This is a genomic window from Pantoea sp. WEP, assembly GCF_041678305.1.
GTDB classification, from domain to species: Bacteria; Pseudomonadota; Gammaproteobacteria; order Enterobacterales; family Enterobacteriaceae; genus Pantoea; species Pantoea dispersa.
This window is the reverse complement of sequence record NZ_JBGNXB010000001.1, coordinates 139,182-153,341: the sequence shown is the minus strand read 5'-3', so window position 1 is coordinate 153,341 and position 14,160 is coordinate 139,182. Positions and strand designations below refer to the sequence as shown.

Sequence of the window (14,160 nt, the reverse complement as noted above, 5' to 3'; positions counted from 1 at the left end):
CGCAACTGGACGTCAATACATCTGGACATCTAAATGTCTTTGCGTATAGATTGAGCAAAGCCGCAATACCCGCTAAAATTACGCGTCATCGCCTGGTGTTCAGCGCGCTTTCCTGTGAAACGCGATGTGTAAGCATAAAACCGGCAGTTTAAGCGGTCAGGCATCGAAAAATCGGGCATAATCAACGGATTTCCCCATATTCAACTTTTTATTGATTAAGGTAACCCATGGCTGAATGGAACGGCGAATATATCAGCCCTTACGCTGAACACGGTAAGAAGAGCGAGCAGGTTAAGAAGATTACAGTTTCTATCCCGCTGAAAGTGCTGAAGATTTTAACGGATGAGCGTACCCGCCGTCAGGTGAACAATCTGCGTCACGCCACCAACAGCGAACTGCTGTGCGAAGCCTTTTTGCATGCCTTCACCGGGCAACCGCTGCCGAATGATGTTGATCTGCGTAAAGAGCGCAGCGACGAGATTCCGGAAGAAGCAAAACAGATTATGCGTGAGATGGGCATCGATCCCGACAGCTGGGAATACTGAGGCCAGAAATAAAAAAACCCAGCCGAGGCTGGGTTTTTTCTTGCAACCGAATCGTGAAGATTCGCCGGCAAATAATCTTATTTCTTGCTGCCTGGGATGCTGAAACGCTTGTTGAAGCGATCAACACGACCACCAGAGTCAACAACACGCTGCTTACCGGTGTAGAGCGGGTGGCATTTGCCGCACACGTCCAGGTTCAGGGTACCAGTCATGGTTGAACGGGTGTTGATCACGTTGCCGCAAGAGCAGGTGATGGTCACAGCTTCGTATTTCGGGTGAATACCTTGTTTCATGGGAGAACCTCATAAAAGGCCGTGTCGCTCTCCGTGCCAGGCGAACCTGCACAGCACCACACGCGGTTAATAAATGTTGTATCTCTGACGAGTCATCTCATCAAAGGCGGCATAGTATACAGAAAATGAGCGCATTGATCAAATCCGCGCAATGCGCCGTGCTCTGCCATGCCGGGGAAACGCCTGCAGACAGCGCCGCCGCGCGCTGAAGTATGACGGGGGTGACGCCAGCGTGTACACTACTTCTCCTTTTTACAGAACCGGATAGAGATCGACATGCCCGTTGTTCAGGTTGCCCTGCCCGTTCCGCTGCCTCGCCTGTTTGACTACCTGTTGCCCGCCGATGCGCCGCAGCCGGTGGCCGGCGCGCGCGTGAGCGTACCGTTCGGCAACCGGAAAATGACTGGCATCGTGGTTAGCACGCGCGCCACCAGCGATCTCCCCCTTGCCCAGCTGAAGCAGATTGATGCGTTGCTCGACGACCGCTCGCTGTTCTCACCCGCGCTGTGGCGCATCCTCAACTGGGCCGCCGGCTACTATCACTCTCCGCTCGGCGAAGTGCTCAGCCATGCGCTGCCGGTGCTGCTGCGTCAGGGCAAGCCGGCCCAGGAAGCGCCGCTGTGGCAGTGGGTAGTGAACGAAGCCGGGCGCGAAGTGGCGCTGGAAAGCCTGAAGCGCGCGCCGAAACAGCAGCAGGCGCTGGCGGCGTTGCGTCAGCGGCCGCTGTATCGGCATCAGATCGGCGAGCAGGATTTTACCGATGCCGCGCTGCAGGCGCTGCGTGCCAAAGGCCTGTGCGACCTGCGCGAACATGCGCCACAGCAGCACGACTGGCGCACCAGTTTCGCGGTGAAAGGTGAACGGCTGCGGCTGAATACCGATCAGGCGATGGCGGTGGGCGCCATTCGCAGCGAGGACGAACATTACGCCGCGTGGCTGCTGGCAGGCATTACCGGATCGGGTAAAACCGAGGTCTATCTCAGCGTGCTGGAGAATGTGCTGGCGCGCGGCAAACAGGCGCTGGTGCTGGTGCCGGAAATTGGCCTGACGCCGCAAACCATTGCCCGCTTTCGTGAACGCTTCGATGCGCCGATTGATGTGCTGCACTCGGCGCTCAATGACAGCGAGCGTCTGGCGGTCTGGTTGCGCGCGCGCAGCGGCGAGACCGCCATCGTCATCGGCACACGATCCGCGCTGTTCACACCGCTGGCGCGGCCGGGCGTGATCATCATTGATGAAGAACACGACAGCTCCTACAAACAGCAGGAAGGCTGGCGCTACCAGGCGCGCGATCTGGCGGTATTCCGCGCTCACGAAGAAGATGTGCCGATTGTGATGGGCTCGGCGACACCGGCGCTGGAGACGCTGCACAACGTGCGTGTCGGCAAATATCGCCAGCTCAACCTGACCAAACGTGCCGGTAACGCCAAACCGGCGCTGCAGCAGCTAATCGATCTAAAGGGGCAGCAGCTGAAAGGCGGCCTCGCGCCGGCGCTGCTGGGCAAGATGCGCCAACACCTGCAGGCGGATAATCAGGTTCTGCTGTTTCTCAATCGCCGCGGCTTTTCGCCAGCGCTGATGTGCCACGACTGCGGCTGGCTGGCGGAGTGCCAGCGTTGCGACAGTTATTACACGCTGCATCAGCAGCATCGTCAGCTGCGCTGCCACCACTGCGACAGCCAGCGTCCGCTGCCGCATCAGTGTCCGGGCTGCGGTTCCACCCATCTGCTGCCGGTCGGCGTGGGCACGGAACAGCTGGAGCAGCAGCTCAGCACGCTGTTTCCTGGCGTACCGGTGTCGCGCATCGATCGCGATACCACCAGCCGCAAAGGCGCGCTGGAACAGCATCTGGCCGATGTGCATCGCGGCGGGGCGCGCATTCTGGTCGGCACGCAGATGCTGGCCAAAGGCCATCACTTCCCGGACGTGACGCTGGTATCGCTGCTGGATGTTGATGGCGCGCTGTTTTCTGCGGATTTCCGGGCCGCCGAGCGCTTTGCCCAGCTCTACACACAGGTCGCCGGCCGCGCCGGCCGGGCCGGTAAGCAGGGCGAAGTGTTACTACAGACGCACCATCCGGAGCATCCACTGCTGCAAACGCTGCTGCATCGCGGCTATTTTGCGTTTGCCGATCAGACGCTGCTGGAGCGCCAGTCAGTGCAGCTGCCGCCGTGGACCAGCCACGCACTGTTTCGCGCTGAAGATCTGGATAATGCGCAGGCGGCGGAGTTCCTTACTCAGCTGCGTAACCTGCTGGAAGCCAGCCCGCTCAAAGATGAGGCGATGTGGCTGATGGGGCCGGTCCCGGCGCTGGCACCGAAGCGCAGCGGACGCTGGCGCTGGCAACTGCTGCTACAGCATCCATCGCGCAAGCGGCTGCAGCAGTTGCTGAGCAGTTCACTGCCGCTGGTCACCACCCTGCCCGCCGCGCGTAAAGTCAAATGGACGCTGGATATCGACCCCACCGAGAGTTAAGCCGCGCCACATCTGCGAGCCAGATCGAAAAAAGTCGCACAAGTCACAATTTTTATGCAAATTAAGTAACAACCTCACACGGCGTTGGGTTAACAATAGTGCCCGTCCCGGCACTGGGCCGGCTATGTGTGAATATCTATGCGCTGTACCGCGTCAGGAGTTAACGTTGGATCAGAAGCAACCCTCATCGGCAGCCACCATGAAAGATGTGGCCGAGCAGGCTGGCGTCTCCACCGCCACGGTTTCGCGCGCGCTGATGAATCCGGAAAAAGTCTCCGCCGCGACCCGGCAGAAAGTGGAACAGGCGGTGCAGGCGGTCGGCTATGCGCCGCACGGTCTGGCGCGCAACGCTAAACGCGGCGACACGCAAACCATTCTGGTGATTGTGCCGGACATCTGTGACCCTTTCTTCAGCGAGATTATCCGCGGCGTGGAAGTGACTGCCGCGCAGGAAGGCTATCTGGTGCTGATTGGTGACTGCGCGCATCAGGATCAGCAGGAGAAAACCTTCCTTAACCTGATGCTGACGCGCCAGATTGACGGCATGGTACTGCTGGGTTCGCAGCTGCCGTTCGACGCCGGCATTGAAGATCAGCGTAATTTGCCGCCCATGGTGATGGGCAACGAGTTCGCGCCGGAGATGGCGCTGCCCACGGTGCATATCGATAACCTGACCGCGGCCTTTGAAGCGGTGAATCACCTGTTACAGCTGGGCCATCGGCAGATCGCCTGCATCACCGGACCGGAACATATCCCGCTCAGCCAGTATCGTCTGCAGGGTTATATCCAGGCGTTGCGCCGCAGCAATATCGCCATCGATCCCACGCTGATTGTGCACGGCGACTTTACCTTTGAAGCCGGTGCCAGCGCGCTGAAGCAGCTGATGAGCCTGCCGCAGCCGCCGAAAGCCCTGTTTTGCCATAGCGATCTGATGGCGCTGGGCGCGATGAACCAGGCGCGTAAGCTGGGAATGCGTATTCCGCAGGATCTGTCGGTGGTCGGCTTCGATGATATCGAGCTGGCACAATACTACGATCCGCCCCTGACCACCGTGGCACAGCCGCGTTTTGCCATTGGCCGCGAAGCGATGCTGCTGCTGCTGGATGAGCTGCAGGGCAAACGGGTCAATAACGGTTCACGCCTGCTCGACGCCGAACTCCGCGTCCGCGGTAGTACCGCACCGGCAGCAAAACGCGAAAAATGAATGCGGGAACCCTGCATTTTCAGCAGATTCTGAAGGCAGACTGTGCTGGTCAAAGTTCCAGCCCTTGAGTAACATGACGCATTCCTTGCCGGGCAAAATTAACACCCCATTTACACGCCCAGTGGCATTTTTTTGAAGGGTATCAGAACGAAAGTGGCACAGAGAGATTACGTAGGCCGCGGGCGTTCAACAGGGACGCGTCGCAAAAAACCCGCAGGCCGCAGCAAGAAAAGCAAAGGCGGCTCCGGCACTTCAAAGCTGATGATAGTACTGGCCGTGGCAGTGCTGGTGACCTTTGCCGGTGGTTTATGGTTCATCTCGCATCACAAAAAAGAAGAAACACCGGTGATTCCGAATCATAAAGCCAACGGTAATGGCCTGCCGCCGAAGCCGGAAGAGCGCTGGAAGTACATCAAAGAGCTGGAAAATCGTCAGGTGACCGTGCCGTCGCCCACCGAGCCGTCTGCCGGGGGCGAAATCAAGTCGCAAACTCAGCTGACCGACGAACAGCGTCAGCTGCTGGAGCAGATGCAGGCCGATATGCGCCAGCAGCCAACCCAGCTGAATGAAGTGCCGTGGAACGAACAAACCCCGGCTCAGCGCCAGCAAACCCTGCAGCGTCAGCAGCAGGCACAACAGCAACAACAGCAGTTGCAGCGTCAGCAACAGCAGTTACAGCAGCAGCGTCAGCAACAGTTGCAGCAGCAGCGCCAGCAGGAATTGCAGCAGCAGGCGGCACGCCAGCAGCAGCAACAGGCCGCACCGATCACTCGCGAGCCGGCGAAGCCGCAGGAGAGCGCCAAAGCCAAAACGGAAGAGAAAGCGAGCACCCAGCGCTGGATGGTGCAGTGTGGCTCGTTTAAAGGTACCGATCAGGCGGAATCGGTACGCGCCGGTCTGGCGTTTGAAGGTTTCGAAAGCCGCATCACGACTGGCGGCGGCTGGAATCGCGTGGTGATTGGGCCGTTTAAAGACCGCAGCAGCGCAGACAGCACCGTGAAGCGCCTGCACAGCTCCGGCCACAGCAGCTGTATCCCGCTCGCCCTGCCTTAACCCTCCCTGCTCGCCCCCGGCAATTTGCAGCATCAGATATTGCCGGGGGTTGAAACCCCACAGGATTACCCCATATCTGGTTGCATGATACGCCGCGCCCGCTGCGCGGTGTCTTTTTTCCACTGCAACAAGGGGTCTGCCCGTGACAACAATAGTAAGTGTACGACGCAACGGCCGGGTCGTGATCGGCGGTGATGGCCAGGCGACGCTCGGCAATACCGTAATGAAAGGCAATGTTAAAAAGGTGCGTCGTCTTTACAACGACAAAGTGATCGCGGGCTTTGCTGGCGGCACCGCAGATGCCTTTACCCTGTTTGAACTGTTCGAACGTAAACTGGAGATGCATCAGGGCCATCTGGTGAAAGCCGCGGTCGAACTGGCGAAAGACTGGCGTACTGACCGGATGCTGCGCCGCCTTGAAGCGCTGCTGGCGGTTGCCGATGAGAACTCCTCTCTGATCATCAGCGGTAACGGTGACGTGATTCAGCCGGAAAATGACCTGATTGCCATCGGTTCCGGCGGGCCTTACGCCCAGGCAGCCGCCCGCGCGCTGCTGGAGAACACGGAGATGGGTGCGCACGATATCGTAGCCAAAGCGCTGAATATCGCCGGTGATATCTGCATCTACACCAACCACAACATTAACTACGAAGAATTACCGTCTAAGGCGTAAGGACCAAAACCATGTCTGAGATGACTCCACGCGAGATTGTCAGCGAGCTTAACCGCTTCATCATCGGCCAGGACGGCGCCAAAAAAGCGGTCGCCATTGCGCTGCGTAACCGCTGGCGCCGCATGCAGCTTGACGAAGAGCTGCGCCATGAAGTGACCCCAAAAAACATCCTGATGATCGGCCCGACCGGCGTCGGTAAAACCGAAATCGCCCGCCGTCTGGCGAAGCTGGCCAATGCGCCGTTCATCAAAGTTGAAGCCACTAAATTCACCGAAGTGGGCTATGTCGGGAAAGAAGTGGATTCGATTATTCGCGATCTGACGGACTCCGCCATCAAGATGGTGCGCAGCCAGGCGATCGAGAAAAACAAATACCGCGCTGAAGAGATGGCAGAAGATCGCATTCTGGATGTGCTGATCCCGCCAGCGAAAAACAACTGGGGGCAGCCGGAGCAGAGCGCTGAGCCGTCCGCTGCGCGCCAGTCGTTCCGCAAAAAACTGCGCGAAGGCCAGCTGGATGACAAAGAGATTGAGATCGATCTGGCTGCTGCACCGATGGGCGTTGAAATCATGGCGCCTCCGGGCATGGAAGAGATGACCAGCCAGCTGCAGTCGATGTTCCAGAACCTCGGCGGCCAGAAGCAGAAACCGCGTAAGCTGAAAATCAAAGATGCGATGAAGCTGCTGATTGAAGAAGAAGCGGCCAAGCTGGTGAACCCGGAAGAGCTGAAGCAGGATGCCATCGACGCGGTTGAACAGCACGGTATCGTGTTCATCGACGAAATCGACAAAATCTGTAAGCGCGGCGGCCAGTCGTCGGGCCCGGATGTGTCACGTGAGGGCGTACAGCGCGATCTGCTGCCACTGGTGGAAGGCTGCACCGTGTCCACTAAACACGGCATGGTCAAAACCGACCATATCCTGTTTATCGCCTCCGGTGCGTTCCAGGTGGCCAGCCCGTCGGATCTGATTCCGGAGCTGCAGGGTCGTCTGCCGATTCGCGTTGAGCTGCAGGCGCTGACGGTCAATGATTTCGAACGCATCCTGACCGAGCCGAACGCGTCCGTGACCGTGCAGTACAAAGCGCTGATGGGCACCGAAGGCGTTAACGTTGAATTCACCGATGACGGCATCCGTCGCATCGCCGAAGCGGCGTGGCAGGTGAACGAAACCACCGAGAACATCGGTGCACGTCGTCTGCACACCGTGCTGGAGCGTCTGATGGAAGACATCTCCTACGACGCCAGCGATCGCCACGGCGAATCGATCACCATCGATGCCGAATACGTTGGTCAGCATCTGGATGAACTGGTGGCCGACGAAGATCTCAGCCGCTTCATTCTGTAATTCCAGTCAATACCCAGCCTTGCGCTGGGTATTTTTTTGCCCGCCCGCCCGCTGCACCCGATTATCCCGTTGCCTCTGTTGTCGCTGCGCTGCAAAAGCGGGCGGATTTGATGTATCCTTTGCCTGTTTTCCTTAATGAGTTTTCCCAATGAAAGAACAAGAAAAAGCCGAGATTAAACGTCTCAGCGACCAGCTGGACGCGCTGAATCGCAAAGAACCGCAGCTGCTGGAAGCGGGCGATGCCGAAAAGCTTGGCGCGCTGCTGAAAGAGAAAGAGACGCTGGTGCAGGAAATTGAACGTCTGCGCAACGTGCGCGAAGAGAAGCTGAGCAAAGAAGCCCAGCAGCTGAAAAAGCTGCCGTTCAGCCGTGAAATCACCAAAAAAGAGCAGGCGAACATGGGCGCGCTGAAGAAAAGCGTGCGCGGCCTGGTGGTGGTACACCCGATGACCGCGCTGGGACGCGAGATGGGGCTGAAGGTGATGACCGGCTACGCGAAGCAGCCGTTCTGATTACCGTTACGCGGCGTGGGCCACGTCGCGTTCTGCCCCGGCAGCCTGCAGCACCTGCTGCGCCAGCGTATCCAGCAAGGCATAGCGGCGGCGATACTCCGCGCGCTTCTTGCTGGCAATCTCTTCCAGATCTTTACGTGCCATGCTCAGCGGCAGCGTAAACAGCTCATCACCCCGCATTTCCCCGCCCAGTGACAGCCAGAACTCGCTATAGCTGGCAAAGAATTTATCACCTTTGCTGTGACGGTAGCGCAGACTGCGGAAAACATGGGTGGTATCGCCGACGGCGGTAATGGCCTCTACGCCGCACTGTGCCGCCAGAATAAATACTGCTTCCATCAGCAGACGCTTGGGAAATACGCCGTGCGCGGCTTTGGTGGCATCGCGAATAACGTCACTGGAAATATGTTTCCGCGGCCCCTGCAAGCCCCCAATTAATAGCGTGCGCTGCTGCTGTTCCTGAATAATAGAGAATGACAGCGAGGCCAGCGTCATATCCTGATAATTAAGCAGCAGCGTAATTTCCCCTTCCCGGTCGTAATGGCCGGAGCAGCAATAAATCGCAAACTGCTCCTCGTTTTTGCCGGTGAAACGGGCAAGGAGATTACCGCTCGGGCTCAGCAGCAACTGGCGCAGCTGATTATTCGCCAGCCGATCCATTAATTGATAATGATCGAGAATCGCCTGCGCACGCTGCGCCACGCTGAAACCTGCGCGCAAATACGGGCGATGCGGCTTAGCCGGCAGTAAGCCCTGGCTGTTTAACAGCTGCGGCAGAAAAGAGAGTTTGGCCAGCTGATGGAGATAATTAAAGGTAGTCAGTGGAAATACCGCTGACCTTAAGGCAAATTTCAGGCGAAATTGCTGGCTATTCCACAGCTTATTTGGCCGCAGCTTTCCACTGACTAAAGGTATAAACAGCGCGGCCGACGAAACGGAGTCCGGCTCAGAATGTGTAATAATAGACATGATTATTTTTACGTCGCGAGATAACTGAAGGCTACTGTATGCCCCAAATTATCAACGGCGCGTTAATAACCACTTTAGCCTGGTCATGACGTGGAGTTTGTTGAGCTGCGGTTTAAGATGGCGATAAAAAAACCGGTGCACGCAGGCACCGGTTATTCACATAGCGTAAGCCAGAACTTATTTTGCCGAGGCGAAACGTGCCGCTGCTTCGTCCCAGTTCACCACGCTCCAGAACGCTTTGATGTAGTCAGGGCGCTTGTTCTGATACTTCAGATAGTAAGCGTGCTCCCACACATCCAGACCGATGATTGGGAAACCAGACACGCCAGCGATGGCTTCGCCCATCAGTGGGTTGTCCTGGTTAGCGGTTGAAACGACCGCCAGCTTGTCGCCTTTTTTCACCAGCCACGCCCAGCCAGAGCCAAAACGGGTCGCGGCCGCTTTCTCGAACTCTTCCTGGAATTTCTCAACGCTACCGAAATCTTTTTCGATTGCCGCTTTCAGGTCGCCCTGCAGCGTGGTGCCGGTTTTCAGGCCTTTCCAGAACAGGCTGTGGTTAGCGTGGCCGCCAGCGTTGTTACGCAGTGGGCCTTTTTTGTCTGCTGGCAGCTGATCCAGTTTGGTGATCAGTTCATCAACCGGCAGGTTTGCGAATTCGGTACCTTCCAGCGCCGCGTTGGCGTTGTTAACGTAGGTCTGGTGATGTTTAGTGTGATGGATTTCCATCGTCTGCTTGTCGAAGTGCGGTTCCAGTGCGTCGTAGGCGTACGGCAGGGATGGCAGTGAATAACTCATGTTCTTCCTCTCCATTTAGTGTTTGGCAGCACAACCTTGCTGGTGTGCCGCATAAGCAGTCGGATCATTATAGTTAAAATCATGATCCGGAAAAGGGTTATCAATGCCTTAGTAATGATAAGGATTTGATCAATCTGGCAAAAGGTGCGCACACACGGCTACACCTTGTGCGTACTGGCGCGCAGCTTAAGCTGCACCGGCAGCTCATTGATGGCAGGCGGCTCGTCGCCGTTGAGTGCCGCCAGCAGGCGTTTACCGGCCATGCGCCCCATCTCCTCGTACGGCAGCACAATGCTGGTCAGCGGCGGCGAACATACCGCCGCCAGCGGGCCACCGCCGATGCTGGCAATCGCCAGCTGGCTGGGCACCGAGACGCCGGCTGCGTGACAGGCCATGATGGCGCCGCACGCCACTTCATCGCTGGTACAGATCAGGACGTCCAGTTCCGGCCAGGTGAGACGGATCTCTGCCAGCAGGCTGTGGCCGGCGGCAAAGGTGGGCATTTTTGGTGAGGTCACCACGCGGTGCGGTGCCAGATTCAGCGCCAGCATCCCGCTGTGCCAGCCATTGAGCAGCTGACGGAAAATAGTGCTATGCGTTTGTGTGCACAGCAGGCCGGGATGGCGATAGCCGCGCTCCACCAGGCTGTTTACCAGCTGACGAATGGCTTTCGCATAGTCCACGCCGATGCTGATGCCGGCAGAATCCTGATGCACGCCGCCGATGTCCATCACCGGCAGGCCGGAGTTGCTCAGCAGGCGCTGCGCTTCGGCGGCATTGTCGAAATTGAAGTGCACCATCGCGGCCGGGTTGTAAGAGAGTAGCATCTCAATCAGCTCGCTCTCCTCCGCCGCCGAGTGATTGGCTTCGGCCAGCATCATGTTATAGCCCTGCGGCCGCAGCACCTCCTGCAGCGCCTCTGACACAATCGCGCTGCCCGGCGTAGCAAATGAGGGTACCACCATGGTGATCAGCCGCGACGAGGCTGACGCCAGGTTACGCGCCTGCACGTTGGGCACATAGGCCAGTTCCGCGACGGCCGCGTCGATCCTTGCGCGAATTTCGGGCGACACTTTCTCCGGCATACGCAAAGCGCGCGACGCCGTCATGGCGCTGACACCGACCAAACGGGCAACATCGGCCAGCGTGCTTTTGCCGGTACTGCGCCGTCGTTTTTCTGTCATGCGTTCTCCTGTCTCTACCCTGCTGGTTCCGGGTAGCGCTCGATTTATCCGCACGCAGCTTAAAACCAAAAGCAAATTGGTGCCATGTTAAAAACCACAGAATCGGGCATGTCTCATTGGCTGCGTGATTTTCGCTGGCCTGAGCATGTCACCCCGGTCTCAGCGTGACAAACCGCGCGCGCAAAAATGTTATCGCTAACACACTTTTTAACATCATTCATGTTAGCGCTAACTTTTGCGAGCAACATCACAGAACCCAGGCGATAAAATCACCTACAGTGCACCGCATCGACGAATAAACAGGAATTACTGATGCTCACTCAATGGCTGACACCGCAACATATCCGGATAGTAGACGACGTTAGCGACTGGCAGGAAGCGGTGCGTTTATCGGCCGAGCCGCTGCTGGCGGAGGGGGCAATTACCCCGGCTTATCTGGATGCAATCTTTACGTCGCACGCTGAGCTGGGGCCCTATTATGTGCTGGCGCCGGGTCTGGCGATGCCGCATGCGCGTCCGGAACAGGGTGCGCGCAAAAACGGCCTGTCGCTGCTGCACGTAAAACAAGGCGTGAATTTTGCCGCCGATGAAAACGACCCGGTGTTTGTCGTTATTATGCTGTGCGCCCTGTCTGGCGACGATCATATTCAGATGATCACCGCGCTGGCTGAGGTGTTCAGCGACGAATCCCGCCTGCAGCAGTTGCTGTCGGCATCGACCCTGCCAGCGATTGAAGCTGTCATTAAAGATTAATCACCAGAGAAACCTGAAAATGAAAAAAGTACTGATTGTGTGTGGAAACGGTTTAGGCAGCAGCTTCATTGTGGAAATGAACGTGAAGAAAATTATTAAGGAGCTGGGTAAAGAGGCTGAAGTGGGTCATACCGATTTAACCTCAGCCAAATCCGAGCAGGCCGATATTATCATCAGCGCTAAAGATATCGCTGACCAGCTGTCGAGCCACAGCGCCCAGGTATTTGGCCTGAGCAATTTACTGGATAACGCCAGAATTAAAGAAATTCTCGCCGACAACCTGTAATTGACCCGACGAAATTTACTCACACGGAGTAATTTATGCTGCAATTTATAATTAAGGATGTTCTTGGAACACCCGCTATACTTGTCGGCCTTTTTTCCCTGATTGGTTTATTACTGCAAAAGAAACCGGTATCCGATGTGATTTCCGGTACGCTAAAAACCATCATGGGTTTTGTTATTCTTATCGCCGGGGCCAACTTAATTGCGGCCACCCTGACAATCTTTAGCCAGCTATTCGAGCACTCGTTCAATATTCAGGGCGTAGTGCCGAATACCGATGCGATGGCCGCGCTGGCACAGAAAAACTACGGTACCGAAACCGCGATGATCATGGTGTTCGGTATGCTGGTGAATATTGTGCTGGCGCGCATCACGCCGCTGAAATACATCTTCCTGACCGGGCACCATACGCTGTATATGTCGGCCATGCTGGCGGTGATCCTGTCGGTGGGCGGCGTGCACGGCTTCTGGCTGGTGCTGATCGGCTCGCTGATCCTCGGCACCATGATGGTGGTATGTCCGGCGATTCTGCAGCCGTTCACCCGCAAAATCACCAACTCGGACGATCTGGCGCTGGGCCACTTTGGCTCCACCGGCTACCTGTTGTCAGCGCTGGTTGGCAAAGCGGTGGGCAAAGGCAGCCCGTCAATTGAAGAGCTGAAAGTACCCAAAACGCTCAACTTCCTGCGCGACTCGTCCGTGGCAATTTCGCTGACCATGATGATTCTATTTGTCGCGCTGGTACTGGTCGCCGGTAAAGAGTTTACCGAAAGCCAGGTGAGCGGCGGCCAGAACTTCATCGTCTTTGCCATTATCCAGTCAATCACCTTTGCTGCGGGTGTTTACATCATTCTTGCCGGTGTACGCATGGTGATTGCCGAGATCGTCCCGGCGTTCAAAGGCATCGCCGATAAACTGGTGCCCAACGCAAAACCGGCGCTGGATTGCCCGACGGTCTTCCCGTTCGCGCCGAACGCCGTGATCATCGGCTTCCTGTGCAGCTTCGCCGCCGGGCTGATCAGCATGTTCCTGTGTCCGCTGTTCGGTCTGAGCGTGATTGTGCCGGGTCTGGTGCCGCACTTCTTCTGCGGCGCGACCGCTGGCGTCTACGGCAATATCACCGGCGGACGGCGCGGCGCCATCATCGGTTCCTTTGTCCAGGGGCTGCTGATCTCCTTCCTGCCCGCCATTCTGCTGCCGCTGATGGGTGACCTTGGCTTCGCGTCCACCACCTTTGGTGATGCGGACTTCGGTATCGTCGGCATTGTGCTCGGCCATATTATTTCGTTCTTCCATTGATGTCACAGACAGCGCCTGCGGGCGCTGTTTGCGTAATGAGGAAATCAGCATGAACGCCCGCTTTTCACCGTCCCTGATGTGCATGGATTTGACCCGCTTCCGCGAGCAGATCGAAGCGATGAACGCCAGCGCCTCGTTCTATCATGTCGATATTATGGATGGCAGCTATGTTAAGAATATTACGCTGTCGCCGTTCTTTATTGAGAACCTGCGTAAAATTACCGATGTGCCGATTGATGTGCATTTAATGGTGAACCACCCGGAAGATATTATTCCGATGTGCATTGACGCCGGCGCGGATATTATCAGCTTCCATCCGGAGACGGCGAATAACAAAATTTTCCGTTTGCTGACGCAAATTAAAGAGGCCGGCCGTCGTTGCGGCGTGGTGCTGAATCCGGCGACGCCAGCCGACAGCATTCGTGAATATGCGCATCTGCTGGATAAAGTGACGGTGATGTCCGTCGATCCCGGTTTCGCCGGGCAGAAATTTATTCCGGAAACGCTGAACAAAATTCGCCAGCTGATCGCCATGCGGGAAACGCACGGTTATCACTATCTGACCGAAATCGATGGGTCGTGCAATGCGCGCACCTTTAAGCAGATTGCCGCCTCGGGCGTCGACGTGTTTATTGTCGGTACCTCCGGCCTGTTCAATCTCGATGATGATGTGGCACAGGCGTGGCAGAAGATGGAGCAGATTTTTATGCAGGAAACTGCCGCAGCGTGATGTTCTTTCACGCCCTGCCAGATGCGCATCAACGCGCATCTGGCA

Annotated in this window: 15 protein-coding genes; 11 read left to right on the top strand and 4 right to left on the bottom strand. The window is 57.0% G+C overall.

What is annotated here, in order from left to right; all coding sequences use genetic code 11:
- Nucleotides 1–227 precede the first annotated feature (227 nt).
- Nucleotides 228–545 carry a met regulon transcriptional regulator MetJ gene (metJ, locus tag ABVR31_RS00720; RefSeq protein WP_007885403.1) on the top strand — a complete coding sequence of 106 codons (318 nt, stop codon included), beginning with the start codon at nucleotides 228–230 and terminating at the stop codon, nucleotides 543–545.
- Nucleotides 546–622: 77 nt separating this feature from the next.
- On the opposite strand, the gene rpmE is transcribed toward metJ, so the two are convergent.
- Nucleotides 623–838, bottom strand: a complete 216-nt coding sequence (gene rpmE, locus ABVR31_RS00715; protein WP_372771698.1) for a 50S ribosomal protein L31 — start codon at nucleotides 836–838, stop codon at nucleotides 623–625.
- A 276-nt stretch (nucleotides 839–1,114) separates the two neighbouring features.
- On the opposite strand from rpmE, the gene priA reads away from it, so the two are divergent.
- The 6 genes from priA (at nucleotide 1,115) to ABVR31_RS00685 (ending at nucleotide 8,100) form a co-directional block, all read left to right on the top strand.
- Nucleotides 1,115–3,313, top strand: coding sequence for a primosomal protein N' (gene priA, locus ABVR31_RS00710; RefSeq protein ID WP_058770775.1), 2,199 nt, complete (start codon nucleotides 1,115–1,117; stop codon nucleotides 3,311–3,313).
- Nucleotides 3,314–3,479: 166 nt separating this feature from the next.
- On the top strand, nucleotides 3,480–4,517 hold the full coding sequence (gene cytR, locus ABVR31_RS00705; RefSeq protein ID WP_021506839.1) for a DNA-binding transcriptional regulator CytR: 1,038 nt from the start codon (nucleotides 3,480–3,482) through the stop codon (nucleotides 4,515–4,517).
- 153 nt (nucleotides 4,518–4,670) lie between these two features.
- Nucleotides 4,671–5,570 carry a cell division protein FtsN gene (gene ftsN / locus ABVR31_RS00700; RefSeq protein WP_072208558.1) on the top strand — a complete coding sequence of 300 codons (900 nt, stop codon included), beginning with the start codon at nucleotides 4,671–4,673 and terminating at the stop codon, nucleotides 5,568–5,570.
- Nucleotides 5,571–5,712: 142 nt separating this feature from the next.
- Complete coding sequence (hslV, locus tag ABVR31_RS00695; RefSeq protein WP_031279590.1) at nucleotides 5,713–6,243, top strand: ATP-dependent protease subunit HslV; 531 nt, start codon at nucleotides 5,713–5,715, stop codon at nucleotides 6,241–6,243.
- Nucleotides 6,244–6,254: 11 nt separating this feature from the next.
- Entirely contained in the window at nucleotides 6,255–7,589 is a 1,335-nt protein-coding gene (hslU, locus tag ABVR31_RS00690; RefSeq protein WP_058781914.1) for an HslU--HslV peptidase ATPase subunit, read from the top strand.
- A gap of 148 nt (nucleotides 7,590–7,737) precedes the next feature.
- Nucleotides 7,738–8,100, top strand: coding sequence for a YibL family ribosome-associated protein (locus ABVR31_RS00685; protein ID WP_021506843.1), 363 nt, complete (start codon nucleotides 7,738–7,740; stop codon nucleotides 8,098–8,100).
- 6 nt (nucleotides 8,101–8,106) lie between these two features.
- Here the strand turns inward: ABVR31_RS00685 and ABVR31_RS00680 are convergent, their stop codons facing one another.
- The 3 genes from ABVR31_RS00680 to ABVR31_RS00670 form a co-directional block, all read right to left on the bottom strand.
- The gene (locus ABVR31_RS00680; RefSeq protein ID WP_222951487.1) at nucleotides 8,107–9,069 is read right to left on the bottom strand and encodes a VirK/YbjX family protein; all 963 of its coding nucleotides are present in this window, start codon (nucleotides 9,067–9,069) and stop codon (nucleotides 8,107–8,109) included.
- Nucleotides 9,070–9,246: 177 nt separating this feature from the next.
- Nucleotides 9,247–9,864: a superoxide dismutase [Mn] gene (gene sodA / locus ABVR31_RS00675; protein WP_372771697.1), complete on the bottom strand. Its 618-nt coding sequence runs from the start codon at nucleotides 9,862–9,864 to the stop codon at nucleotides 9,247–9,249.
- Between the two features lie 158 nt (nucleotides 9,865–10,022).
- A complete protein-coding gene (locus ABVR31_RS00670; protein ID WP_021506846.1) occupies nucleotides 10,023–11,048 on the bottom strand; it encodes a LacI family DNA-binding transcriptional regulator in 1,026 nt (341 codons plus the stop codon).
- A gap of 312 nt (nucleotides 11,049–11,360) precedes the next feature.
- Here ABVR31_RS00670 and ABVR31_RS00665 point away from each other — a divergent pair, with 312 nt between their 5' ends.
- From ABVR31_RS00665 to alsE, 4 genes are read left to right on the top strand one after another with little or no spacing between them, the layout of a single operon-like run.
- The gene (locus ABVR31_RS00665) at nucleotides 11,361–11,801 is read left to right on the top strand and encodes a PTS sugar transporter subunit IIA (RefSeq protein WP_058758147.1); all 441 of its coding nucleotides are present in this window, start codon (nucleotides 11,361–11,363) and stop codon (nucleotides 11,799–11,801) included.
- Nucleotides 11,802–11,820: 19 nt separating this feature from the next.
- Nucleotides 11,821–12,087, top strand: coding sequence for a PTS sugar transporter subunit IIB (locus ABVR31_RS00660; RefSeq protein ID WP_021313417.1), 267 nt, complete (start codon nucleotides 11,821–11,823; stop codon nucleotides 12,085–12,087).
- A gap of 35 nt (nucleotides 12,088–12,122) precedes the next feature.
- On the top strand, nucleotides 12,123–13,385 hold the full coding sequence (locus ABVR31_RS00655; protein ID WP_058758148.1) for a PTS ascorbate transporter subunit IIC: 1,263 nt from the start codon (nucleotides 12,123–12,125) through the stop codon (nucleotides 13,383–13,385).
- A gap of 49 nt (nucleotides 13,386–13,434) precedes the next feature.
- Nucleotides 13,435–14,115: a D-allulose 6-phosphate 3-epimerase gene (gene alsE / locus ABVR31_RS00650; RefSeq protein ID WP_058758149.1), complete on the top strand. Its 681-nt coding sequence runs from the start codon at nucleotides 13,435–13,437 to the stop codon at nucleotides 14,113–14,115.
- Nucleotides 14,116–14,160 lie beyond the last annotated feature (45 nt).